This is a genomic window from Aquiflexum balticum DSM 16537 (assembly GCF_900176595.1).
Taxonomy (GTDB): Bacteria; Bacteroidota; Bacteroidia; order Cytophagales; family Cyclobacteriaceae; genus Aquiflexum; species Aquiflexum balticum.
In genome coordinates, this window is sequence record NZ_LT838813.1 from 2109231 (window position 1) to 2133049 (window position 23819).

The 23819-nt window shown below is 41.0% G+C and carries 20 protein-coding genes, 1 tRNA gene and 1 riboswitch; of the genes, 8 read left to right on the forward strand and 13 right to left on the reverse strand.

Features of this window, described 5'->3' with window-relative positions; genetic code table 11:
• Positions 1 to 53: 53 nt before the first annotated feature.
• Together B9A52_RS09105 and B9A52_RS09110 are read right to left on the reverse strand one after the other, a co-directional pair.
• Entirely contained in the window at positions 54 to 1088 is a 1035-nt protein-coding gene (locus tag B9A52_RS09105) for an iron ABC transporter permease (RefSeq protein ID WP_084120012.1), read from the reverse strand.
• Positions 1078 to 2223: an ABC transporter substrate-binding protein gene (locus tag B9A52_RS09110; protein WP_084120013.1), complete on the reverse strand. Its 1146-nt coding sequence runs from the start codon at positions 2221 to 2223 to the stop codon at positions 1078 to 1080. Before B9A52_RS09110 ends, B9A52_RS09105 begins: the two co-directional genes overlap by 11 nt.
• A 123-nt stretch (positions 2224 to 2346) precedes the next feature.
• Positions 2347 to 2578, forward strand: a riboswitch (cobalamin riboswitch).
• A 176-nt stretch (positions 2579 to 2754) separates the two neighbouring features.
• Between B9A52_RS09110 and B9A52_RS09115 the strand changes: the two genes are divergently transcribed.
• Both B9A52_RS09115 and B9A52_RS09120 read left to right on the forward strand, forming a co-directional pair.
• Complete coding sequence (locus B9A52_RS09115) at positions 2755 to 4710, forward strand: TonB-dependent receptor (RefSeq protein ID WP_231955530.1); 1956 nt, start codon at positions 2755 to 2757, stop codon at positions 4708 to 4710.
• Positions 4707 to 5759, forward strand: coding sequence for a YncE family protein (locus tag B9A52_RS09120; protein ID WP_084120014.1), 1053 nt, complete (start codon positions 4707 to 4709; stop codon positions 5757 to 5759). The genes B9A52_RS09115 and B9A52_RS09120 overlap by 4 nt, the downstream gene beginning before the upstream one ends.
• Before the next feature lie 15 nt (positions 5760 to 5774).
• On the opposite strand, the gene B9A52_RS09125 is transcribed toward B9A52_RS09120, so the two are convergent.
• From B9A52_RS09125 to B9A52_RS09140, 4 genes are all read right to left on the reverse strand, one after another.
• Entirely contained in the window at positions 5775 to 6698 is a 924-nt protein-coding gene (locus tag B9A52_RS09125; RefSeq protein WP_084120015.1) for an aspartate carbamoyltransferase catalytic subunit, read from the reverse strand.
• An 8-nt stretch (positions 6699 to 6706) separates the two neighbouring features.
• Positions 6707 to 7249 carry a bifunctional pyr operon transcriptional regulator/uracil phosphoribosyltransferase PyrR gene (pyrR, locus tag B9A52_RS09130; protein ID WP_084120016.1) on the reverse strand — a complete coding sequence of 181 codons (543 nt, stop codon included), beginning with the start codon at positions 7247 to 7249 and terminating at the stop codon, positions 6707 to 6709.
• A 69-nt stretch (positions 7250 to 7318) separates the two neighbouring features.
• Positions 7319 to 8932, reverse strand: coding sequence for a transcriptional regulator (locus tag B9A52_RS09135; RefSeq protein ID WP_084120017.1), 1614 nt, complete (start codon positions 8930 to 8932; stop codon positions 7319 to 7321).
• Positions 8929 to 9336 (reverse strand): EVE domain-containing protein, encoded by a 408-nt coding sequence (locus B9A52_RS09140; RefSeq protein WP_084120018.1) that lies wholly within the window; start codon positions 9334 to 9336, stop codon positions 8929 to 8931. The genes B9A52_RS09135 and B9A52_RS09140 overlap by 4 nt, the downstream gene beginning before the upstream one ends.
• Positions 9337 to 9489: 153 nt before the next feature.
• On the opposite strand from B9A52_RS09140, the gene polX reads away from it, so the two are divergent.
• Together polX and B9A52_RS09150 are read left to right on the forward strand one after the other, a co-directional pair.
• Entirely contained in the window at positions 9490 to 11148 is a 1659-nt protein-coding gene (gene polX, locus B9A52_RS09145) for a DNA polymerase/3'-5' exonuclease PolX (protein WP_231955613.1), read from the forward strand.
• Between the two features lies 1 nt (position 11149).
• Positions 11150 to 11437, forward strand: a complete 288-nt coding sequence (locus B9A52_RS09150; protein WP_084120020.1) for a hypothetical protein — start codon at positions 11150 to 11152, stop codon at positions 11435 to 11437.
• A 398-nt stretch (positions 11438 to 11835) separates the two neighbouring features.
• Here the strand turns inward: B9A52_RS09150 and B9A52_RS09155 are convergent, their stop codons facing one another.
• The 3 genes from B9A52_RS09155 to B9A52_RS09165 are packed head-to-tail and all read right to left on the reverse strand — an operon-like array spanning position 11836 to position 15586.
• Positions 11836 to 13215, reverse strand: coding sequence for a putative oxidoreductase C-terminal domain-containing protein (locus tag B9A52_RS09155; protein ID WP_197687282.1), 1380 nt, complete (start codon positions 13213 to 13215; stop codon positions 11836 to 11838).
• Between the two features lie 4 nt (positions 13216 to 13219).
• A complete protein-coding gene (locus B9A52_RS09160; RefSeq protein ID WP_084120022.1) occupies positions 13220 to 14590 on the reverse strand; it encodes a Gfo/Idh/MocA family protein in 1371 nt (456 codons plus the stop codon).
• 24 nt (positions 14591 to 14614) lie between these two features.
• A complete protein-coding gene (locus B9A52_RS09165; RefSeq protein WP_084120023.1) occupies positions 14615 to 15586 on the reverse strand; it encodes a DUF6807 domain-containing protein in 972 nt (323 codons plus the stop codon).
• 60 nt (positions 15587 to 15646) lie between these two features.
• Here B9A52_RS09165 and B9A52_RS09170 point away from each other — a divergent pair, with 60 nt between their 5' ends.
• Positions 15647 to 16597, forward strand: coding sequence for a ThuA domain-containing protein (locus tag B9A52_RS09170; protein WP_084120024.1), 951 nt, complete (start codon positions 15647 to 15649; stop codon positions 16595 to 16597).
• A 402-nt stretch (positions 16598 to 16999) separates the two neighbouring features.
• Here B9A52_RS09170 and B9A52_RS26145 read toward each other — a convergent pair whose 3' ends face one another.
• The 3 genes from B9A52_RS26145 to B9A52_RS09185 all read right to left on the reverse strand — a co-directional run bounded on the left by B9A52_RS26145 (position 17000) and on the right by B9A52_RS09185 (position 20356).
• Positions 17000 to 17347, reverse strand: coding sequence for a transposase (locus B9A52_RS26145; protein ID WP_231955536.1), 348 nt, complete (start codon positions 17345 to 17347; stop codon positions 17000 to 17002).
• Between the two features lie 244 nt (positions 17348 to 17591).
• Complete coding sequence (locus B9A52_RS09180; protein WP_084120025.1) at positions 17592 to 19871, reverse strand: xanthine dehydrogenase family protein molybdopterin-binding subunit; 2280 nt, start codon at positions 19869 to 19871, stop codon at positions 17592 to 17594.
• Between the two features lie 29 nt (positions 19872 to 19900).
• A complete protein-coding gene (locus B9A52_RS09185) occupies positions 19901 to 20356 on the reverse strand; it encodes a (2Fe-2S)-binding protein (protein WP_084120026.1) in 456 nt (151 codons plus the stop codon).
• Between the two features lie 243 nt (positions 20357 to 20599).
• Here B9A52_RS09185 and B9A52_RS09190 point away from each other — a divergent pair, with 243 nt between their 5' ends.
• From B9A52_RS09190 to B9A52_RS26530, 3 genes are all read left to right on the forward strand, one after another.
• Positions 20600 to 21469: a hypothetical protein gene (locus B9A52_RS09190; RefSeq protein WP_084120027.1), complete on the forward strand. Its 870-nt coding sequence runs from the start codon at positions 20600 to 20602 to the stop codon at positions 21467 to 21469.
• Positions 21470 to 22170: 701 nt separating this feature from the next.
• Positions 22171 to 22244, forward strand: a tRNA-Asn gene (locus tag B9A52_RS09195).
• 43 nt (positions 22245 to 22287) lie between these two features.
• Positions 22288 to 22584: a GIY-YIG nuclease family protein gene (locus B9A52_RS26530; protein WP_157370112.1), complete on the forward strand. Its 297-nt coding sequence runs from the start codon at positions 22288 to 22290 to the stop codon at positions 22582 to 22584.
• Here the strand turns inward: B9A52_RS26530 and B9A52_RS09200 are convergent.
• Positions 22481 to 23818 carry a hypothetical protein gene (locus B9A52_RS09200; RefSeq protein ID WP_084120028.1) on the reverse strand — a complete coding sequence of 446 codons (1338 nt, stop codon included), beginning with the start codon at positions 23816 to 23818 and terminating at the stop codon, positions 22481 to 22483. The two genes, B9A52_RS26530 and B9A52_RS09200, sit on opposite strands and share 104 nt — an antisense overlap.
• Position 23819 lies beyond the last annotated feature (1 nt).

The window sequence follows — 23819 nt, forward strand, 5'->3', positions numbered from 1 at the left end:
TTTTATAGAATATCTTATGTCTTGCGTCTTGTGTCTCACATCTCACGTCTCACTTAAAATTCCTTCGAAAAATTCCTCCTCAAGATCAACCAAATCACCATCGGGGCACCGACCAAGGAGGTCACCGCATTGATAGGCAGGGTCTGTGCACTTCCGGGCAACTGACTGACTGCATCACAGACTAATAATACTATAGCACCCATTAAGGCAGAGGCCGGGAATAGCACTCTATGGTCGCCGGTTCGGAAGACCAGTCTCGCCATGTGTGGCACTGCAATGCCAATAAAGGCAATCGGTCCGCAAAAGGCTGTGGCAGAACCGGCAAGTATGCCTGTGCTGACGATCATTGTCCAACGCAGTTTATTGATATTGACGCCCATGCTTTCTGCATAGGCTTCTCCAAGCAACATGGCATTGTAAGACTTGAGCATCAGCATCATGGGTATAAGTCCAATTAGAGATGCGATCCCGAAACCGATCAGTTGATTGGTTTGCGTGCTGCCCAAACTGCCCATAGACCAAACGGTGAACAGCTTCAATTGCTCGGCATTGGAGAAAAATGCCAGGATAGAGATTAATGCTGATACAGCAGAACCAAACATCAAACCAACGATCAACAAAGTCATGCTGTCCTTCACTTTCCAAGCTGTCAAGCTCATCAACAATAAAACAAGTATCGCGCCCGCACTTGCAGAAATAATGATCGCCCATAAGCCCAATCCTCCGGAATAGATTGACCAACCAAATGCTGACCCGGCCATAATCAAAAGCGCAACTCCCAATCCCGCACCGGAACTGATGCCCAACACAAAAGGTCCAGCCAAGGGATTTCTGAAAAAGGTTTGCATTTGAAGACCACTGATGGATAAAGTGATTCCTGCCAAAATCGCAGTTAGTGCTTTTGGCATCCGATAGCCAATGACAATGGTTTCCCAAGACCTTTTGGAAAATTCCTGTCCGAAAACTCTTCCAATCACCTCCCCAACAGGAATAGCCACCGATCCAATGGATAAATTGACCCAAAACACCAATATGCACAAGAGCAATCCGCTGACAAACAAAATGGTATTTGGGGATTTATTTTTCATGCAGTTGGCTGTAAAAATAAAGGGAATATTCCGGCAAAAGCTCCGGATACAGTATTTTGATCAGATCCTGTAAAATCAGATCAGGTCTCAAATATCCCAATTCGAAATATTCTATTCCTCCAGTTGGTCCTTTCTTGGAAGTGTAAGTATAAACATTCCCTTTTTGAAAAGCACTGAAATGGGCATATCTTGGATCAGCATTTTTCATATTATCAAGACTGCTGAAATCAGAGGCCCCTAACCAGTAATCGGCATTCTGTGCATTTTCCAGAACATATTCATAACTCAATTGTGAACTTCCGGTTCCTTTTTGCTCTTTGAAAAGATAATCCCCTCCAGCAGCTTCCAGCAACCTTGCTCCCCAAGAATCACTGCCTGGGACATACCAGATATCTTTGTACATGACGCCTGCCATAACTTTTGGTTTGTCTCTAATATTTTCCGAAACCAGCTTTTCAGATTCAATATAACTGGCTTCAATGTCTTTGAAAACTTTCTCTGCATCCTCAAATTTTCCCAATAAAGCACCCGTAAACTTAATCCACTCTGCTCGGCCCAAAGGATGTTGCTCCACATATTCTCCATTGAGCAAAGCAGGTATTTTGGCTTCTTTCAAGATCTCAAGATTTTTGAGGTCATCACCCAATGTGGAAATCATTACCCAATCCGGTTCGAGGTCGATGATCTTTTCGATATTGGCTTGGGCACCTGAACCCAATTCCATTACCTTACCTGCATTTATCAAAGTCCTCGTTGCGGTTGAAGAAATCAAATCGAGGTTTGGGAAACCCACTAAAAGTTCAGAAACTCCCAAGTAGTCCAAATGGGGGATGTGCGTAGTGGAGGTCATTACAACCTTTGATATGGGCAATTCCACTGTTGCAGCAAAATCTGATTTTTCCAACTCTAAATCTGTCCTTTCTGCAACCAAATACCTGAAGGGTTCATGGTCACCTGGGAAAGCCTGTTTGACTTCAATGACCTTGAATCCATCTCCCTGGAATACAGTAAAGCCCTTTGCATATTGGTTGGGGACTTCTACGAGATCATCAAAATTACTTGATTTAGGGGTATCGCAGGCACCATGCAATAGACTAAAAATCAGTAGAACTATAAAGCAAGAATATTTTGACATGGATAAAAGTCATTAAGGCTAGTGCCTCAAATATAGAAAGTCTGTTTCAATGATGTTCAGCCATATTGCGTAATACTTAAACAAAATCCTTCAATTTTATAAATTCTTAGTTTCTCATTCACTATGTTTGCAACGGAAATTGGTTCCCGAACCTCAATCAGGCACTCGGGATTAAAAGGGAATCCGGTCAAAATCCGGAGCTGTCCCCGCAACTGTAACCCCATCCCGACCTATTCGGGATAGTAATTTATCTTCTTCAAGTGCCATTGTCCCTCCCGTAACTTTCGGAATTAAGGGGTGAGAAGGCCGGTAAATTCAGGGAAGCCAGGAGACCTGCCTTTTTCATCAGTATTCAAAGCTTTCGGGTGAAAGGCTGGGATGGAAAATGGAACTGAAAGGCAGTTTTTGAACCTAATTCTCTATCATTTTGAGGACGTTTCAGCAGCTTGTAGGTTTTGAAATTTATCTCATTCATTTCTCGTAATGGCTTTGGATTAAATAATTGTCAAACATTATTTAATTCTTAAGGCATTGTATTTATTGACGCTTTATATTTTTCACAGCATCCTACTGTGGAATGCAGATTATATCCCTATTGAAATAGTGGATAGGGATTTTGCTGTATTTCATATCTATCCAATGGTTGAACAGCCTCAAATGGCATTGTCAGCATCGGATACAGTTCAGCTTCCTGAAGTGGAAGTTTTCACTGCACCTTTGGATAAATATGCATTTGGGCACCGTATTCAAGTCATCGGAGAAAAAGATTTGGAGTCTTTTCAGGGCCTGCCCTTAGCAGAATATCTTCAGCAAAGGACAGGTCTATTCCTGCGGCAATATGGTCCGGGCATGGTGGCCTCATTGACTATGCGAGGTACTTCTGCTGGCCACAATGTGGTTTTTTGGAACGGTCTTCCAATCAATAGCCCATCACTGGGTCAGACGGATTTTTCGATACTACCAGTAGGCGGTTTTGATCAGGTGTTGGTCCATTTTGGCAGCGGGGGTGCTTTGTATGGGACAGATGCGATTGGCGGGGCCGTACATTTGAACAACAAACCCCATTTTGGAGGTGGACATCAGGTTCAGGTTGCGTCTCTTTTTGGAAGCTTTGGCAGGTGGAATCAACAGGTGCAGTATAGCTATTCAAACAAGGTTATTTCCTCAAGAAGCAGGATTTATAGAAATTTTTCCCGAAATGATTTTCCGTTTCGGAACCTGTCAAAAATAGGAACACCCATAGAGAGACAGGAAAATGGCCAAGTCAAACAATGGGGCATCATGCAGGACCTGGCATGGAATGTAAACTCCAAAAACCAGATCTCTAGCGCCATTTGGTGGAACAAAACAGACAGACATATACAGCCCGTCATCGGTTCAAATACCAAAGATGTCCAACAAGACCAAAATCTAAGGTGGGTACTGGATTATTTTCATTTTGGAAAAAATAAGATCTGGAATGCGAAGGCTGGTTTTGTTAGGGATGAGTTGATATTTAATGTCAATTCCATCAACAATACCAACCAATATTTCATTGCCGGTGATTTGGATTGGGAAGTAAATCCGAGGTGGAACACCAAAAGTGGCATAAGGCACACTTACATTACAGGTGACCTTGACACTTATCAGGCTTCTGAATCCCGACTGGAACTTTATCAATCCAACAATTTCCACCCCATTGAAAAGCTGTCTTTTTCCGTCAACCTCAGACAGTTGGTTTTTATGGGTAATTGGGCTCCATTTACTCCTAGCTTCGGTGGAGAGTGGAATGTTTGGAAAAATAAGGTACAATCTTTCCTGCTTAAAACATCATTTGCAAGGAGCTTCAAAGTCCCAACATTGAATGATAGATTTTGGGTACCTGGAGGAAATCCAGATCTGGAATCAGAAAAGAGTTGGAGTGGTGAAATTGGTTTGAAGCATGTATTTGTCAAAAACAATTTTAACTTTGAACAGCAAATCACCCATTTCAGGATGAGCGTGGACAACTGGATAATCTGGTTGCCCAACGGTTCATATTGGAGCCCTAAGAATATCCGTAAAGTCAATAATTCAGGCTTGGAATACTTTCTCGACGTCACCCAACAGTTTGGAGAATGGAAACTAGGTCTTTCAGGAAATTATGCCTGGAACCGGGCCATCAACCAAACCAATATTTCTGAAAATGACAGAAGTAAAGGAAAGCAATTGCCTTATACCCCTGAACATAAGTTTCAATCCATGATTTCGATAGAAAAAGGTGACTTCAGTTCCTTCCTGAATACCCAAAGAGTAGGGGAGCGATTTGCCGCTACCGATAATGTCGCTAAACTCAATCCTTATCAGCTTTGGGACATGGGTGTGGATTACAGATGGACACTGGGAGGAAGACTTTCAGGAAATTTGGGTGCACAGGTCAATAACCTATTCAATACAGATTATCAGGTTTTGCGGCTAAGGGCAATGCCGGGAAGAAATTATCAATTCAATTTAAATATCACAATATGATTCACTTTAGAATACTTACAGCTTTTTGGCTTTTGGCATTTGTTTCTGTTTCCTGTACCGAAGAAGTACCAGAGGTTCCATTGGGGGAATTTGAAAAAGGAGTGTTGATCATCAATGAAGGTGCCTTTGGTGCCAATGATGGGGAGGTTTACCATTATGATCCAGTATCAGGAGATATCAAGACGGATATATTTGAGTCAAAAAACGGTAGACCATTTGCAGGGCTAATACAGGATATGGTAGAAGCCGAAGCGAGAATGTATTTGGTAGCAAATACAGGAAAGGTCGAGGTAGTCGACCCCAAGGATTTTGCCAGTTTGGGAGCAGTGGATACTGATCTGAATATCAGCAGGTCTATTGCTGTCGCCAATCAAAAATTATATATCAGTGACTGGGGCCCATATGATGAGAACTTCAATAGCCCGGAATCTTATGTTGCTGTTGTCAATGGCCTCAATGGAGGAACAATTTCCAAAAAAATCCCTGTTCCAAGCAGGCCGGAAGGATTGATTGTCGCAGGAAATTATCTATATGTTGCTTGTGCTGTTGCTAAAAAACTTCAAATCATTTCCCTGGCTACTGATGCAGTAAATAGCAGTCAGGATGTTGAGGGAACTCCTACCAAACTGAAGATCATTGATGGCAGGTTATATCTTTTTGCAAGGGATGCAGGTAATATCTACTTCCACGAAATCAACAGAAACAATTTTAATATCCAATCCTCGATCAAGATTCCTTTGGCGGATGCAACTTCCAATTTTGCTGTAGCTGATGGGGGTGAGGTTTATGTATTGACCTCTACAGGTTGGCCGGATTACAATGATGCTGTTGCCAAAGTTTCCATGAATACCGCTTCGGTGGTCAATCCAACTCTGTTTACAGGTTCAGGATTCTATGGAATTGGGTTCCATCCTATAAGCAAGGAAATTTATATTGCTAACAACAATGGATTTCAGAGCAATGGTACTGTCATCGTTATCAATATTGGAGGTCAGGTAGTTGAAACCATTGAAGCTGGTAGAGGTCCGTCGGGATTCGTGTTTAAATGAATTGACTTAATCTTTCTACTTCGCCCCTGCCAACAGATACAGAACCGCCATCCTAATCGCCACCCCATTTTCCACTTGCTGCAAAATAATAGAATGTTCGCTGTCTGCTACATCGGAATTTAATTCCACTCCTCTGTTGATAGGGCCGGGATGCATGATAACGATCTCTTTGTCCAATCGGTCCAGCATTTTCCTGTTTATACCAAAGTAAAGGGAATATTCTCTGAGTGAAGGGAAGTATTTGATCTGTTGTCTTTCCAATTGGATTCGCAGGACATTTGCCACATCACACCATTGCAGGGCTTTTTCGACATCATGCTCGATTTTCACTCCCAGACTTCCGATATGCTTGGGCAATAAGGTAATCGGACCGCAGACCATTACTTCTGCCCCCAATTTTTGCAGGCAAAATATGTTGGAAAGGGCAACCCTTGAGTGAAGGATATCTCCGATAATAGCTACTTTTTTGCCAGCCACATCTCCCAGTTTTTCGCGGATTGAGAAGGCATCCAATAGCGCTTGGGTGGGATGTTCATGGGTACCGTCACCAGCATTGACGATATTGGCTTTGATATGTTTGGATAAAAAATGCGGTGCGCCTACACTGCTGTGTCTCATCACCACCATGTCCACTTTCATGGAAAGAATATTATTGACTGTGTCTATGAGGGTTTCACCTTTTTTGACTGAGGAATTTGAGGATGAAAAATTAATCACATCTGCGGAAAGCCTTTTTTCAGCCAGTTCAAAGGAAAGTCTGGTTCTTGTGGAATTTTCAAAAAATATATTGGCGATGGTAATGTCTCTCAAGGAGGGTACTTTTTTGATTGGCCGATTGAGTACTTCTTTGAAATTATCGGCTGTTTCGAAAATGAGCTGGATGTCCTCTGAAGTAATATCTTTAATTCCTAGAAGGTGTCTGGTGCTGAGTTGTGACATGTCTTGTTTTATACTTTTTCGGTAATCCAAATTGCGTCTTTTTCAAAACCATTTTCTGCCCACTCTACGGAGACATATTGGGTTTCAAGAGTGTTGACCCGGAAACCACAATAATCAGGCATGATAGGGTAATCCCTGGTATATTTTCTATCTACCAAAATCATAAGCTCTACTTTTTGGGGTCTTCCAAAGGCAATCATTGCATCCAAAGCAGCCCTGACAGACCGGCCTTTATAGAGCACATCGTCTATCAAAATTACCTTCTTTCCCTCAATGAGGAAATCTATTTTTGTTTCATTGGCTTTAAGTGGGAAATCCCTTCTTCTGAAATCATCCCTATGAAAAGTGGCATCCAAATACCCAAATGGCACTTTTATTCCTGAGATTTCATTTAGTAGCCTTACAATTTTGTTCAAAACAATCGGTCCACGAGGCTGTAATCCTAAAAGTACGGTGTTTTCAAAATTATCGTGATTTTCTATCAATTGATGGCAGAATCGCTTCAGGATGATGGCAATCTGCTGCTGATCAAGGACTAGTCTTTTATGCATGGCGTAGCTTTGGATGCAAATATAAAAAGTTTATGTGTTTTAGAGTTCAAAAGTTTGAAATCGCAAAACTTAAAATTCATCCTGAGGTACATACAAGTCTCCGTCCAATTTTATTTTTGTAATAAAAAATACATCCCTAACCTTTTCTTTACCCTCTTCATCCTGATATCTTACGCGCTGTTTTCCTGAAAGTAAATAATAATTCATATACCAGGAGGATAAGGTAAGACTGCTTTCCTGTGTGTCTTTGATACGTTCCTTTTCATTGATCAATTGAATTTCGAAAGCTAGATTTTCAAAGATAACTTCCCCGTTTTTGAGGTAACTCAGGTAAATTTCACTTCCATCAAGGAACATATAATGGAGTTTTTCACCATCAAAATTAACCTCGCCATATTTACCTGGTCCAAAAGAAACTTTGTTGTTAAGGTTAAATGCATTTTCCCAAATTACCTGGCCATCTTTCGATAAATAGAGGAAATAGGCGGACTGAAACCTGTATTCTCCTTCGGTTTGGAGAGAACTCGCACCATATCTGGAACCCAGATTACTTGGAAATCCATCATATTGGAAAGGATTCATCCTGTAGGGATTGAATCTGTAAGCATCATTGGCATAAACCCCATCCCTTTGGATATACCGAGGGTTTGTTGCCAAGAAATTATCACTGTAAACAAGAAATCCCTGATCGGTGGAGTGTACTTCTCGGGAAGATAGAACAGGTTTTATAGAAGGGGATTTCCCTTTTGCAATGGCACGGTCCAAACTCTGCCATTTTTTTATTCTTTGTTTTTCATTGAGATAATTATAAAAATTAGGGAAATCCTCAAGAGTAAAATACCTGATGGAATATTCACCAAATTCATTGATATCAACTTGATAGATCCCTTGGTAAGCCTCCCTTTTTCTCTGCCCGTATGTACCAAAGATGGATTGCTGGTAATTTTGGATGGGAGTCAGGATTCCTTCTACCAATTCCCAATTTGGATCCTTCAATCTGCCAATAGCAACTTCCCTGATTTTATTCCCTTTTTCATCAAATGTAATAAGTGAAAGTTGCTTCATTTTAAATTTGTCGCGGCGGCTGACCAAAATGTCCAAGAGTCCCAATTCACTGTCTTTTCTTAATTGAACTATATTGGTTTCTTTTGAATATATACCTTGTACAGTAATTACATTGGAGGCACTCATATCAAATATCTGAACAATTGGCCTGGAATCTGTTGTGCCCATAAAAACCGCATTTCTGTTAAGGACAAAAAATTCCTTCAGCTCCATGGTGTAAATGTTTTCAAGGGCTATTTCTGTTGCTGTATCTTCGATCAGGTTGACTTCGATTAGATATCGGTCAGAGGCTAATGAAGTTCCCCTTTGGAATAAGGCATAAAAATAATCTCCCTCAAGATCGTAGCTGATCAATTCATAATTTTCCTTGATGGGGATTTCTTTAAAAATATCGGATTTCAGTTCAAAATCCGCCTGAAAATATTGAAGGGTTGATTTGAAATTAAAACCTTTTTCTGGTTGGGTTCTAAATGCCATCAAACCATCTGCACGGGGGATAACCATAAAATCGTTATCCGAATAACCGGATTCAACTTCAATTCTTTCCAGATACATCAATTGGGGGAAAGTTTTTGAAGAAGCTATAAATATTATAAACAGCGTTAGAATTATTCTCATGAAGTTATTTTAATAATATGCTCAAATTGAGGCTTTTCCAGAGGCATGACAGATAATCGGGATTGTTTGAGTAAGATCATTCCGCTTAATAAGTCATCAGATTTTATTTGCTCTAAGTTAAGTGGTTTTGGAAGTGATTTAGATGGAACCAATTTTACGGCCATCCAATCTTTTTGTTCTTTATCATTAGGGTCAGGGAAGGCCTCCATACTGACTTTTGCGACACCGACTATTTCTTTTGCTTTACCGCTATGGTAAAACAAAACCTGATCTCCGACCCTCATTTCTTTCAGATAATTTCTCGCCTGATAATTTCGGATACCATCCCAAATATCTTCTCCCTTGGATTGAAGGTCATCCCAACTGTAAGACTCAGGTTCTGATTTGACTAACCAATAATTCATGTGTATTATATCTTTTTTGATTGGCTTAAGATAAGGCTTAAGATTTTATTTTGAAACAATAATTGATGACATTTGTCCTTATAGCAAATCAACCCTAATTCAGTTTTGGACCAAAAAAGCATACTTCGCCAACTCAAGCTCATCATCAAACTGATGGAGCTCCATGATGAAAATATTTTTAAAATCAGAAGTTATCAATCAGCAGTTAACACCATTGACCGGGGTGATGTTTCTATAGAAGGAAAAAATCTGCAGGAACTCCAGGAAATCAATGGAATCGGGAAAAGCATAGCGGAGGTGATACATGCCTTGGAAACCACAGGAACAAGCCCTTACATGGAAGAGTTGTTGGCAAAAACTCCAATCGGAATCTTGGAGGTACTTGAAATAAAAGGATTGGGACCAAAGAAAGTAAAGGTGCTCTGGGAGGAATTGAATATTACCTCAATCCATGAACTGATGGAAGCATGCCAATCAGGCCAAGTTGCCAAAACAAAGGGCTTTGGTGAAAAAACTCAGGAAAGTATCATTCAGTCTTTGGAATTCAGGGCTTCTAACCAAGGAAAATGGCTTTATGCAGATATTGAAGATGCAATGATTCGGTTCCAGGAAAAAGTCAAATCTGTCAAAGGTGTTGAAGCAGTGACTCCTGTAGGTGAATTTGCCCGTAAATTGGAAATTATAGAGTCTGTAGAATGGTTGATCGCAACAACTGACCACACAGCTGTAATATCCGATTTTTCCTCAATGGAGAATATCGAACAAAACAAAAAATCGTCAAGCCCATTTAAGTGGAGAGGTAAAATGCTTGATCCTGAGATAGCTCTATTGATTCACTTTACCCAACCAACTGAATTTATCAAAGAAAAAATCATAAGAACGGGTAGTAAAGCTCATTTGCTTTATCCTTTAATGGATCATAAACCATTTATTGAACTGCTCCGAGAAGGGGAAGACTTTTACAATGAAGAAGAAGCATACAGGAAAGCCGGTCTTCCCTGGATACCGGAAGAATTGAGAGAAGGTTATTTTGAATTTGAATGGGCAAAAGAGAATAAGATTCAGAATTTATTGGAAGAGAAGGACCTCAAAGGCATTCTTCACAACCACTCCACATACAGTGATGGAAAGCATAGCTTGAGGCAAATGGCTGAATACTGTAAAGAACTGGGGTATGAATATCTTGGAATTTCTGACCATAGTAGGACGGCATCTTATGCAGGTGGTCTGGAAATTGAAAAAGTTCAGCTCCAGCAAAAAGAGATTGATGAACTGAATAAGGAACTGGCGCCATTCAAAATCTTTAAAGGAATTGAAAGTGATATTTTATTGGATGGGAGCCTGGATTATCCTGATGAGGTTTTGAAAAGCTTTGATTTTATTGTTTCATCCATCCATTCCAGTTTGGGGATGGACAGAAAAAAAGCAACGGCAAGATTGTTGAAAGCCATTGAAAATCCCTATACCACGATCCTTGGACACCCGACGGGAAGGCTTTTGTTGAGAAGAGAGGGTTACCCTATTGACCATAAAGCAATCATAGATGCCTGCGCTAAATTCAATGTAATCATTGAAATCAATGCCAACCCCTGGCGACTGGACCTCGACTGGAGATGGATACAATATGCTATGGAAAAAGGAGTCAGGTTGTCCATCAATCCTGATGCCCATGAAATGGAAGGCTATGCAGACATGCGGTATGGGGTTTTGGTCGGAAGAAAAGGAGGTCTGACCACAGATATGACTTTCAATGCCTTATCCCTTGCCGAAATGGAAGATTATTTAATGAATAGGAAAAATAAATTCAGCTAAGATGAAGTGGATTGATAAAGATACAAACTTGTTGCTCCAGCGCTCTTTCTTGTTTGGAGCGACAGGAATAGTGATTTGCCTGATTCCACTTTTCAACAAATATTTTCAGTTTTTGAATATCCCCATGGGTCCAATCAATGGGATTGGCATTCTGCTTCAGTTTTTTGGATTGAGTATTGCAGTGATGGTGCTGAGAAAAAGGAAAGTGGAAGTGGAATTGAAGGACAAGGCAAAGAAAATGATTCTGGTTTTGGCCGTAGCATTGATATTCTTTTTTATGGTGATTTGAGAGAGACAAGTGACTCTTGACGTGAGACAGGGGAGCCAAAAATCAAGAACCAAGAGACAAGAGACAAGAGCCAAGAAACAAGAGCAAAGAACCAAGAAAAAGGTTGGCGCGTCATTGCGAGGAGCACTACATTCACTGTTATACTTAGAATAATCCTTCGTGCGAAGTGGCAATCTCTTGATGCGGTTACCTTGAAACTTGAGAATTTAGAAAGGAGAGCCAAGAACCAACAACCAAGAAAATGATCTCAAATAAGAAGATGTCAAAAAATAAATTTAACTTTTCCTTGTCATGTCGGATCCGATAGCCATCGGATGAGACATCTAATATGTACAAGATCTAGGATCAAGAACCTAGAGCCAAGAATCAAGAACCAATAGGAATAAAAAAATAGACCATTAATAGGAATTGGCCATTTCCAAGGCTTTTGTAGTAGTATAGTACTTCACAATCATATTGGGAATTTCCCATTCAGGCATTGTTCCTGATTTATAATATTCTAAAAACTTCTCCGTGACCTGCCCAAAATGCGCTTCATGCCCGATATGGTAGCTGTCAGGAATGACTACGAGGTATTCTCCATTTTCTTGTTTTTGAAGTCCAAGCCCGGGGTATTTGACTTGAAGGGTTGACGCTATCGCATTTTCGAGTGCTTTTTCTTGGCCTTCCAACAGGGCCACATACAAAGTCGGTTTGAAGTTTTCTTCTTTTCCCTGCCGGATAATGAGGTTTGCTTTGGCACCTCGCATCATGCTGTAATGCGTATCTCCGGCACCCTCCGGCGCCTCAAAATTCCAGATGACGCTGACTTTGGCATGTTTGCCTTTCAGCGTATAATTCATTTCTCCATTGCAAAATACTTCAAGGTTTCCGTCTTTCAGATCTTTTTCCAAAGACTCCGGAAACTCTTGCTTACGGGTGACTTTGGTAAACTCATCCAAAGTCAAAGGAGTAGGCCATCTTTTGGCTGTCAACATCTGTACATCTGTTGTGTCTAAAATCACCTCCGGAAAGGCCTCCCATTGGATCAAATCCACCAAATGTGTGGTCACATCGACAATACCTTCCCCTTCTTTGCGCACATCAAAAAACCAATCCGGTCGGACCAAAGGATTACCGGAAACATACTTGAAAAAATGATGTACGCTTTCTTTGGATATTGCAGGATTTTCTAGGGTTCCTGTTTCCAATTCTCCAAAAACCTCCGGTAGTATGGAAAGTTCACGCTGAAGCAAGGAAGCAATTTCAAACCGCTCCGTCATGATGTCATACAAAAGCAAATTCTTTTGAGAAGCTGCTTCAAAGGCTATAACCAATTTTTGAAAACCTTCCTGATTGATGACCAATGGTTTGTCAGCATAGACATGTATGCCATTGGCAATAGCTGCATTGATATAATCGATTTTTTGGTCATTTTTTCCGGCAACTACCATGACATTACCGGGTTTTTCAGAAATCATTTTCGCTAAAAAATCTTCGCCTTTTTGGACTTCAATGTTCCATGCGGTCGGGGATTCTTCACGTGAGTTGTAACCTTCAATCCTCTTGATATAATCATCCAATTCTGCACCTTCAGGTGCAAAAACATAAACAGTCGAATCAACCTGTGGGTACATGGTTTTGTGGATGAGCCCGGCATGGAAATGACCGGGATCCAGACTCATGATGATTACTTTGTCCTTATCCTGTCGGTTCATGGTTTCATTTTTTGGAGCGGTACAGAATTGGAAATAAATAAAAAAAGCAAAAAATGAAATGGTGGGAAAACGCTTTTTCATCCGATTAGATTTTGACATAATCAGTTCCATAGGGTGCGCGTTGAGGTCTGCTAAGATGGGAGTTTGCCTCATCGTCATTGACAAATCTTTCTGCTTTTGGATCCCATTCCAATTTCCTTCCCACTTTCATTGCAACATGGCTGACCAAGCAGACTGAGCATGCACGGTGACCGATCTCAGCTGGCGAAAGTGGTTCTTTTCCGGATTGGATACAATCCAGCCAATTGCCGTGATGCTCTTCACTTTGGTACAAATGGATTTCTCCTGGTCCGATTACCGATTGGAGAATTTTCGGGTCTGAAGCATCCAAAGCTTTGGCATTGTTTCCTTGAGCAACCGGATCGCTTGCAGAAGCGGTGTAACTTCCTCTTGAAACCCAGACCCATCCCTCAGATCCTTCATAGCGGATTCCATTGGGATAGCCTCCACTCGTGAACATTGTGATGCCATTGTCATACTCTGCCTTGACCATAAAGTCGCCGTGGACATTCCACAATCCGGATCGAGGAAACTCTGCAACAGCTTCGATAAACCTTGGGCCTGTAAGTTCGGTATCCATGCCCCAAGCAGCAGAATCAAAGTGATGCTGTCCCCATCCTGTGATCATTCCCGCACCGTAATTTTCTAGTCTAAGCCAACCGGGGCGACTGTAATCATGCTGAGGATGTACGCCTATTTCTGTATAAGGAACTTCAGGAGTGGATCCCAGCCACATATCAAAATTAAGGTTGGAAGGTATGGGCATGGCAGGTGCTTCAGGTCCTGAAGGGTCACCGGGAAGTCCAATCCTGACAGTATGCAACTTTCCGATTCTTCCATTCCTGACCAATTCAGCTGCAATCCTAAATTGCTCACTGGACCGCTGCTGGGTTCCGAGTTGGAGAACTACCCCGGTTTTGTTGACTACTTCTACCAATTGTCTGCCCTCTTTGATGGTCAAGGAGGTGGGTTTTTGTAAATAGATGTGCTTTCCGGCCAGTGCAGCCTCCATGGCTGGCTGTGAATGCCAATGGTCGGGTGTACTGATGATTACAGCATCAATGTCTTTATCAGCAAGCATCTCATGATAATCACCGTATTGTTTGACATTGAGGTAAGGCGTACCCATTTTTTCTGTATAATACTTTTCCACCAATTCCTTACCCTCTCTCATTCTTTTGCTGTCCACATCCGACACAGCCACAATCCGGGCCACATCATGTTGCCAAGTCCCGGGAAGGTCGTGTTCCCGAGCGATCCTTCCACAGCCAATCTGGCCAATATTGATTTTATTACTTGGTGCATTTTTTCCAAAAACAGAAGCCGGAACAATGGTAGGGAATCCGAGGATAGTTGTGGCCATGCTGGTCGTTTTTATAAATTTTCTTCTTTTCATGAGATTTTTAGGTTTGGTACTTGGTTATTTTTTGGAAAATTCCTTCCAATAATTTTCGGCTTCATTTGTTGACAACTCCCCATCAAAAACTACCATTCTGTATTTTAGGGTGTATTTTTTTCCAGGAAGGATCTCCCAAGATTCGTGTCTGATCGGACAAAATTCTATAAAGACATTTTCTTTACCATCGTTGGAGTCTTCAGGCCAAACCCGCATTGGTTCAGGATGCGACCTGTTGCTAGGATGGCTGAGAAATAAAATGCCGCTTCTTCCTGATGCAGCATCACTCACACCTTGTACTATCACCCATTTGGCAAAACTTCCGTCTGCGCCTTTCCGGTCTAAGCCCTCCGAAGTCGAAATGGTACTGTTCGAAGGATCCCAAATTTCAGTTGCCCTGAAGCCGATTCCTCCGCCATACCTGTAGGCATCTAACATGACGCTTGAGGATAAAGGTGTGGAAATAGTAGTGGTATAATCGATAAGAAAATGTTCGGTTTTCTTGGTCCAAACTCTAATGTTCAAATCTTCCTCCAATGCCAGCTGTGGTCCCGAAGGAGCCAAAAGATCCATGTGGTTTTGTCTGACCACTATCTCGGCAAAATCCTTATTGGCTTTCTTGGAGATAAGCTTTCCAAAATCCACCCTGCCTTTACCGTCTCCCAAATTCCAAAAATCCACCTCCCGACCTTCAATGGTAGTTTTGGTCCAAGGACCCCAAATGCCGTAATGATGGTAATGGTCCGGTGGTTGGATTCTAGTCAACCTCTGGCAAGAAGGAGAATTCAGGGGATGGATAAAACCGGATTTACTGAATTCGGATTTTACTCCATCAGGAACACCTGCCATGGTCGTCTGATAAGTTAATACGAGTTGATTTCCCGACTTGAAATCAAAGCCTGTGGAAGTTTCTTCTAATGTGACTTTTTGTGAAAAGGCCATTGCCGGGAGAATCAGTAGAAATGAGCTATAACAGAAAAGTCTTTTGAATCTCATAGGTTTTTAGGTTATTGGGAAATAGGTTTCAACAATTTATAAAAATCTAATTAAACTCAAATGATTACCGACGTTTTTATACCATCAGGGAAAAAGTTTTTGCTTATAACGGCTCTTTTCTTTTATTGTATTGCACTAAGGTCCCAAGACCTTCCTGCAGTAAAAATGGATAAAGCATGGATTGAGAAAATCCATGCAATTGCCCCGGAAAGCACTTCTTTTCCTGTCACCAAAAAGAAAAGCATCCTCGTTTTTTCTCTTCATACCGGTTTTGAACATTGGGTAATCCCCCATACTGAAGAAATGCTGAAAATAATTTCAGAAAAAAGCGGCGCCTTTGAGGTTACCGGAAGTAAGGATATCAGCATGTTTGAACCCAAAAACCTCCTGCAATTTGATGCGGTGATATTAAACAATACCTGTTCAAAATCTGATCATAGAAACCTATTTTGGGACAAGCTAAGGGCTGATTCAGACGCTGACAGCGCCCGGTTGATGAAGCAGGCATTGGAAATGGAAAGCAACCTTATTCAATATGTGGAAAAGGGTGGAGGACTGATGGTTGTCCATGGAGCAGTCACTACCCTAAACAAATCCAGGGCTTTCAGTCGCTTGGTCGGTGCCAGTTTTGACTATCACCCACCACAACAACCCATTCAGGTCAGATTGGTGGACCCGGCCCATCCGCTCGTTCAATCATTTCCCAAAGAAGGATTCAACCATGTCGATGAACCCTATTTTTACAACAATGCTTATGGGGACATGGATTTTAGACCATTGCTTTACTTTAACAATGCAGAGATTAAAGATCAGAGGAAAAATGAGCGGAGATCTGAAGGCAAAACTTATCTGGCATGGATTCGCTCCCAAGGGAAAGGAAAAGTCATGTACTGCTCCCCTTCACACAACGCCCAAAGTTTTGAAAATCCTGACTTGTTAAGGTTTTTTCTAAATGGGATACAATATGTTGTTGGAGATGTGGATTGTGATGATAGTCCGATAAACCTTTGAGGTCTTTTTCCAGACCTCGAAAGTTTTGTTCTAAAAATTTTGTTCAAAATTAACAATGAAGGCTACTCCTAAACCTCAAGACCTTCGATACGCCGCGGCGCACCAAAGGTCGGGACTCGCAACCTTTGAGGTCTATTTCCAGACCTCGAAGGTTTTAATTCTAGAAAAAGGATCAAAGGTCTATGTCCGCTATTCAAAAGTAATTTCCTCAGGCAGATATAAATTCGAATTTACTTGATGAAAATCTTTGAATCCCTCCAATCCATCAAACCATTCCAAAACCAATTCCCGATTTAACTTCGATGGTTTTTGAGAGAGATAGCTTCTAAAGGAAGAGTATTTCCAATCAGAATGGTTTCTTGCTATCTGGTGCTTTACAGGATTCAAGTGAATATAAATTATTTACCTAGATAAGTAATCCTCAGCATCTACTTTCTTCCGCTTAAACTTTCTTTGAAATAAGGCCCCATGTCTATTAAAAGCTTTATTAAAACTTTTTGAATAAGAATTTTGAAAATCAGAAAAGGATTTTACAAATAAGTCGTTTTCGATACTGCTCTTTACTTTTACAAGAAAATGAAAGTGATTTGGTATTAGGCAATATGCAAGCGTATCTACTTTATCACCTAAATACTGGTGATACTTTTGAAGGAAATAAAGGTAGTTATCATCATTTCGAAATAATTTTTCTTCGCCTACTGCCCTATTGTAAATGTGATAAATGCGATCTGATTCAAAAATATCATTCATGGTTTAAAAAAAATGTTCTGAATAAAATTAGAGATTTTGTTCAAGAATAGCAAAGAAGGATACTTTCAACCCTCAAGACCTTCGAGGTTTTAAAAAAAAACCTCAAAGGTCGAGTCTCGCAACCTTTGAGGTCTATTTCCAGACCTCGAAGGTTTTAATACTAGAAAAAAGGATCAAAGTTCTCTTTAGAGCGTACTTGTATCCTCAAGACCTTCGGTAGGCCGCGGCGCACCAAAGGTCGGGTCTACGCCTTCAATGGCAGTTGATAAATTCTCTCACCTGTGAGTTTATAAATAGCATTGCATAAGGCGGGAATGTATGGAGGAACAGGGGGTTCGCCTACCCCTGTTGGTTTTTCCATACTCTCCACTATATGCACATGAATCTTCTTAGGGGATTGGGGCATCCGGATGATCTGATACCCATCAAAATTGTTTTGCTGAACTTTGCCATTTTCCAGGGTGATTGCAGAAGTCATCGCCAAACTTGTTGCAAATTGGGCACCTCCTTCAAATTGGGATTTGATACGGTCTGTGTTTACCCCTATGCCGCAATCCACAGCGTAATGGACATTTGGGATAATGATCTGTCCATTGTTGCCTTTGGTCACTTCGACGATGCAGGCAACATAGGTGAGGAAACTTTTATGGACTGCAAATCCTACAGCTTTGCCTTCAGAAACCATTTTTTTCCAATCAGCTTCCAGGGCAACTTTTTCTATCACTCCTCTCAGTCTTTTGGTATTCCACGGGAATTTTTCCAAAGGTTCCCCGTAATTCCCGAAATCACTCTTGATTTCATCGGCAAAATCAAGGTCTTTGTTTTCAGCTAAAATGCTTAAAATAAAATCCACAGGATCCATTTTTTTAGCCTCTGCTATTTCATCGAGCATACAGCTGATGGCAAATGCATGATGGATATTGCTGACAGACCTGAGCCAACCAATTCGGGTATGTGCTTTGGACTCATGCGTTTCGATACGGATATTGGGCACTTCAAAGGGGAAATCGATACAGCCCAATTCCAATTCCCCGCTAGAAGGATGAAGTTCTGTTGCACTTGCAGTGGCTCCGATGGCAGGGAAGACAGTATGGTGATTCCAACCGGAAAAATTTCCGTTTTTATCCAAGGTGGCTCTGATTCTTTGGGCACTTTGGGCATGGTAAAAATCATGGTGCAGATCATCTTCCCGGGTCCATTGAACCCTTACAGGAGATTTGGCTGCTTTGGATAATATGGCAGCCTCTACAATAAAATCAGGTTTTGATTTTCTGCCAAATCCGCCTCCCAATAAGGTGACGTTCATTTTGACATTATCCAAATCCAATTGCATAGCATCAGCTACAGCCTGTCTTGCCCATTGTGGATGCTGGGTCGGTGCCCAAATTTCACAGGTACCATCTCCTCTATAATCTGCAATTGCAGCAGGTGGCTCCAATGTGGCATGGGCATAAAACGGAGCTAAATAAGTCCTTTCTATGACTTGACTGGCACCTTGTCTTGCCGAATTGAAATTCCCTCTTTCCCGCCTGACCTGTCCGTTTCCTGTGGTGCTTTTCAGCATGTCATCCAGCTGCTTTGCAGAACTGTACTGTTGGTTTTCTCCCAAATCCCATTCAATTTCCAAAGCATCACGACCCTTCATCGCAGCCCAGGTATTGTCCGCAATGACCGCAACACCTTCCAAAGGCTTGTCCAATCCGGGTGGATTTCCCGCTCCTTCAATTTTGTGAACCCGGTTTACTCCGGGGACTGCCATTGCTTTTGTATCATTATAAGAGATAACTTTTGCCCCGACTACCGGGCTTCTTCTCACCACAGCGACTTGCATGTTGGGTAGGTCCACATCAGCTCCAAAAATAGCTTTTCCGGTTGCAATGGCTTTGTTGTCATAAATTGCGATGTCCTTCCCAATAAGTTTGTAGCTGGAGAATTCTTTTAGGGTAATACCTGCCTCATCAGGGATTGCTTTGTCTTTCAAAACTTCGACCAAGTCTCCAAAATTGATTTTCTTTCCTCCTGAAGAAAGGACCTGTCCATTTTCTGTATGGCAATCTGATACGGCAATTCCCCATTTTTCTGCCGCTGCCGCAATCAACATGTGTCGTGCAGTCGCCCCGGCTTTCCGCATGGGCTCGTAAAACATCCGGACAGAATAGGAACCATCGGTGTTTTGATCTCCGTATTTTTCCTCATCACCTTCTGCCTGGACTATTTTCACTTTACTCCAGTCAGCGCCCAATTCATCCGCCACAATCATAGGAAGTGAAGTCCGGATACCTGTTCCCATTTCAGACCTATGGGCGATAATGGTCACCTGATTATCGGAATCAATGTTGATAAATACGTTAGGGGCAAATGTTACCAACTCCCCTTTGGGGCCGCTGCATTGGAAATTGACTCCCAAGAGAAAACCTCCTGACGCCAGTGTGCTGATCTTCAGAAAATCTCTTCTGGAAGGTATAAAAACCTTACTTTTATTTTCAGTTTCTTTGTTTTTGAGGAAAGGGAATTTGGGCATCATAGCTTTTGAATGTCTAGGTCACAAGAAAATTAAGATTTGGAAGCGGTCATGATAGCATCTTTTATCCGGTTATAAGTACCGCATCGACAAAGATTTCCGGCCATAGCGCTTTCAATTTCTGCTTCAGAGGGATTCGGGTTGCTTTTGAGCAGCGCAGCGGCATTCATGATTTGACCTGTTTGACAATAACCGCATTGGGGAACAATATGCTCCACCCAGGCTTTCTGCAAAGGGTGATCCCCATCTTGGGACAGGCCTTCTATGGTGGTGATATTTTGGTTTCCGATAGCAGAGATAGGCAGGCTACAGGATCGAGTGGCTTCCTCACCGACCAAAACTGTACAAGCACCACATAAAGCCTGTCCGCAACCGAATTTTGTTCCTTTCATGGATAACAGGTCTCTCAGTACCCATAGCAGAGGCATATCTTCAGAGGCTGTAACTTCCTGTTTCTTTCCGTTGACGGTTATTGTGTATTTTTCCATAATTCAGTTTTAACCTTTTGGTGAGTGATGTGATATTTGTTGCAGGGTATAATTTACTGATTTCCTAAATTTAGAAAATTATATGAAAACCACCGTATGCAGAAACTAATTGACATACATAAGGTTAAGAAAGCCTATGATTGGTGTTTAAATATTTTAAATAGTATGGTTTGAAAATACCATTCATTAAATTTCACAAAACAATAGTCTTTAAGTATCTAATTTCAAGAAACCGAAAAAAATATGATCAGGAAATTTTTTAAGTGGCAAATAAACATATTTGATATTTTGGATGAACATTGGGAAAGCCCTCCGGTGACCAAAGTGATCAGTAATATTGTGGTAGGGTTTTTTGTTGTCGGGCTTCTTTTCGGGTTGTTGTCTTATTTGAATATCCTTGATTTAGGGGAGAGTTTTACTGCGTTTTTTGCCATCGAACTGGCATTCAATGTGCTGCTTATATTTGAGGTTTTGGGATTGATTTTCCTGATTCCCAAATCTGTTGCAGATTCTGTAGGAAAGCAGTTTGAGATTATTTCTCTTTTGTTGCTGAGAGATGCTTTTAAGGAATTTGGGCATTATTTGGGTGATCTGACTTGGGATGTCGGGTTTTTATATGAGCTCTTGCCGATAGTTTCCGATGCCTTTGGAGCAATTTTGATTTTCCTGATCACGGGCCTGTTTTACCGTGCCCAGAGACATATCCGCATTACCCAAAGCTATGAGGAGCAAAGGGGTTTCGTTGCCATCAAAAAACTGATTTCCATTTACCTCACCGTTTCATTTATTGGTTTGGGTATTTTTGATATCATTTCTGCTTATCAGACCCATGAGTTTATTTATAGTATCAAATTGTTTTACACACTCCTGATTTTTACTGATGTATTTATTTTGTTGTTTTCCTTACGGTACACATCCAAATACTACAACCTGTTCCGATATTCCTCTTTTGCACTGGCAACCATATTTCTTAGGCTAACTTTGAGTGCTCCGCCTTACTATAATGTGTTTTTGGCGGTAATTGCCGGATTGATGGTGCTTGGGGTAACTTATATTTACAATAAGCTGTTGTCCAAGCAGGCCAAACCTTTGGAAGTCCAAGCAGAGGGTTAAAAGAAAATTTAAAAAATAACTTACTGATTTATAGAGTTGATATTGATGTTACAGGATGAAATCCGATAATTTTTAAGAAATGCATTTGGAAAAAATGGCACAACCTGCTAAGTTTGCGACACGTTAACCAAAAGGGGTTGGCAAAACAATTAAAATTCCTCCTTAGCTCAGTTGGTTGAGTCCCGTATGTACGGGATTAATCAAGGGGTCAAAAGAGACAAAGTAATAAAATTCCTCCTTAGCTCAGTTGGTTGAGTCCCGTATGTACGGGATTAATCAAGGGGTCAAAAGAGACAAAGTAAAATAATATTCCTCCTTAGCTCAGTTGGTTGAGTCCCGTATGTACGGGATTAATCAAGGGGTCAAAAGAGACAAAGTAAAATAATATTCCTCCTTAGCTCAGTTGGTTGAGTCCCGTATGTACGGGATTAATCAAGGGGTCAAAAGAGACAAAGTAAAATAATATTCCTCCTTAGCTCAGTTGGTTAGAGTCCCGTATGTACGGGATTAATCAAGGGGTCAAAAGAGACAAAGTAAAATAATATTCCTCCTTAGCTCAGATGGTTGAGTCCCGTATGTACGGGATTAATCAAGGGGTCAAAAGAGACAAAGTAAAATAATATTCCTCCTTAGCTCAGTTGGTTGAGTCCCGTATGTACGGGATTAATCAAGGGGTCAAAAGAGACAAAGTAAAATAATATTCCTCCTTAGCTCAGTTGGTTAGAGCACATGACTGTTAATCATGGGGTCCTAGGTTCAAGCCCTAGAGGGGGAGCAAAAGCCTTGCAGAAATGCAGGGCTTTTTGCATTTTTAGGATATGGACTTTTATATCTACATTTTATATTCTGCTACTTTTGATAAATTCTATATAGGTCACCCCGAAAATCCTTGGAGAAGAGTTGAAGAGCATAATTCCGGAATTCATCATAATTTACTTCTGATTTCAGACCTTGGAGACTTGCAGCTGTCTTTAGATTTGCAGGATGTCAATCCGCTTTACCAAATACCGTTTACCTACCTAAGAAGTAGTTTAGTCCCACACCCAGCTCCATGCCATGAACACGGTTATTCAGCAAACCTGTACCGGAAAGCGGTAACCAGTAATGGCTCCTAAAAAACATTCCGAGTTTTTCTGAGAGCAGATAGTTTGTCCCAACTCCAAGCTTAATATGACTTAATGCGAATTGATTTTTCGGAAGTGTTTCAAACTGACTATCCAAACTCAAACCGGCTTCAAATTCGTATTCAAAACCCTGGCTGACTAATAAATTGCCCATAATTCCCAGACTGCTTTCAAAACTAAAACCACTATAGTACAAACTCCTCCATCGCAATTCAAGTGGGAAAAACCACTGCCGGTTACTCACATAAATTTCATCTATTACATTGATATCATCTGGCCTCCCCGGCAATTGGTCCAAAATATTTTCGTCAAAAGTCGAAATATCATCATCATCTATTTCCCCTCGGATGTTGTTTCTAATCAAACCCGTGTAAATTCCCCAGCCATTGTTCCATTCTAATCCTAAATTTAATGCTTGTGTCTTAGAAATATAATAATCTATATTTCTTGTGACCGGGATTAATAATGAAAGGCCCGCTTCCATATTCAAAAATGGTTTATTCGAAATTTGCGAAGGTGTACTTGAAAGATTACTGGTATCTCCGATGACCAATTCTTTTTCTATTCGCATAACGAAAGTTTCTGCCGGACCAATAGCTGGAGCTACAATGGTCGTTGGCCGATTTAAGCTCTTAATTTCGTTTGAATTTGGGACACTTTCAGAGACCTGTGTCTGCTGAATATTTTGATTTCTTTTATGAAGTGAATCTTTGTTTACTTGGTTAGTTGCAGAATTTAGGTTAGAAAACTCAGGATTTTCCTGAGAAATGGTTCCCGCAGGTAATTCAGTTTTATCATTAATTTGATCAAAGCTATTCTGCCCAAAGTTGTTTATTGGGGCAAGGGAAAGCTGTGAATTTCCGGCTTGGCCATTGGAAAGGTATTTTTGTCTAAATTCTTCCTTGATGACGACAGTTTTGTAGACATAAACCGTATCGATCAGATAGACTGTATCTCTTAAAACCAAGGTGTCGGATTTTGAAATTGAGGTAGGCTGACCAACTGGTGGATTTCCGTTGGTTTTGTCCAAAGGATAAAGTAGCCAGGCTCCTAGAATAAAAAGCAAAGTACTATATAAATAAGGCATGTACCATCTTTTCCAGATGGGAAACTCCTCCTGATGCAGCACTTTAGAAAAATTTTCCCAAGCTTTTTCATCATATGGGGTATGGACCTCTTCAAGCTTTTGCTTGATTTTTTTTTCGAAATCAGGTTCTCTGTCCATG

What these genes read in the sequence shown, in the direction of transcription:
- B9A52_RS09105 (WP_084120012.1), bottom strand. Translation starts at nt 1,088, where the DNA reads ATGAAAAATAAATCCCCAAATACCATTTTGTTTGTCAGCGGATTGCTC.
- B9A52_RS09110 (WP_084120013.1), bottom strand. Translation starts at nt 2,223, where the DNA reads ATGTCAAAATATTCTTGCTTTATAGTTCTACTGATTTTTAGTCTATTG.
- B9A52_RS09120 (WP_084120014.1), top strand. Translation starts at nt 4,707, where the DNA reads ATGATTCACTTTAGAATACTTACAGCTTTTTGGCTTTTGGCATTTGTT.
- B9A52_RS09125 (WP_084120015.1), bottom strand. Translation starts at nt 6,698, where the DNA reads ATGTCACAACTCAGCACCAGACACCTTCTAGGAATTAAAGATATTACT.
- pyrR (WP_084120016.1), bottom strand. Translation starts at nt 7,249, where the DNA reads ATGCATAAAAGACTAGTCCTTGATCAGCAGCAGATTGCCATCATCCTG.
- B9A52_RS09135 (WP_084120017.1), bottom strand. Translation starts at nt 8,932, where the DNA reads ATGAGAATAATTCTAACGCTGTTTATAATATTTATAGCTTCTTCAAAA.
- B9A52_RS09140 (WP_084120018.1), bottom strand. Translation starts at nt 9,336, where the DNA reads ATGAATTATTGGTTAGTCAAATCAGAACCTGAGTCTTACAGTTGGGAT.
- polX (WP_231955613.1), top strand. Translation starts at nt 9,490, where the DNA reads ATGGAGCTCCATGATGAAAATATTTTTAAAATCAGAAGTTATCAATCA.
- B9A52_RS09150 (WP_084120020.1), top strand. Translation starts at nt 11,150, where the DNA reads ATGAAGTGGATTGATAAAGATACAAACTTGTTGCTCCAGCGCTCTTTC.
- B9A52_RS09155 (WP_197687282.1), bottom strand. Translation starts at nt 13,215, where the DNA reads ATGAAAAAGCGTTTTCCCACCATTTCATTTTTTGCTTTTTTTATTTAT.
- B9A52_RS09160 (WP_084120022.1), bottom strand. Translation starts at nt 14,590, where the DNA reads ATGAAAAGAAGAAAATTTATAAAAACGACCAGCATGGCCACAACTATC.
- B9A52_RS09165 (WP_084120023.1), bottom strand. Translation starts at nt 15,586, where the DNA reads ATGAGATTCAAAAGACTTTTCTGTTATAGCTCATTTCTACTGATTCTC.
- B9A52_RS09170 (WP_084120024.1), top strand. Translation starts at nt 15,647, where the DNA reads ATGATTACCGACGTTTTTATACCATCAGGGAAAAAGTTTTTGCTTATA.
- B9A52_RS26145 (WP_231955536.1), bottom strand. Translation starts at nt 17,347, where the DNA reads ATGAATGATATTTTTGAATCAGATCGCATTTATCACATTTACAATAGG.
- B9A52_RS09180 (WP_084120025.1), bottom strand. Translation starts at nt 19,871, where the DNA reads ATGATGCCCAAATTCCCTTTCCTCAAAAACAAAGAAACTGAAAATAAA.
- B9A52_RS09185 (WP_084120026.1), bottom strand. Translation starts at nt 20,356, where the DNA reads ATGGAAAAATACACAATAACCGTCAACGGAAAGAAACAGGAAGTTACA.
- B9A52_RS09190 (WP_084120027.1), top strand. Translation starts at nt 20,600, where the DNA reads ATGATCAGGAAATTTTTTAAGTGGCAAATAAACATATTTGATATTTTG.
- B9A52_RS26530 (WP_157370112.1), top strand. Translation starts at nt 22,288, where the DNA reads ATGGACTTTTATATCTACATTTTATATTCTGCTACTTTTGATAAATTC.
- B9A52_RS09200 (WP_084120028.1), bottom strand. Translation starts at nt 23,818, where the DNA reads ATGGACAGAGAACCTGATTTCGAAAAAAAAATCAAGCAAAAGCTTGAA.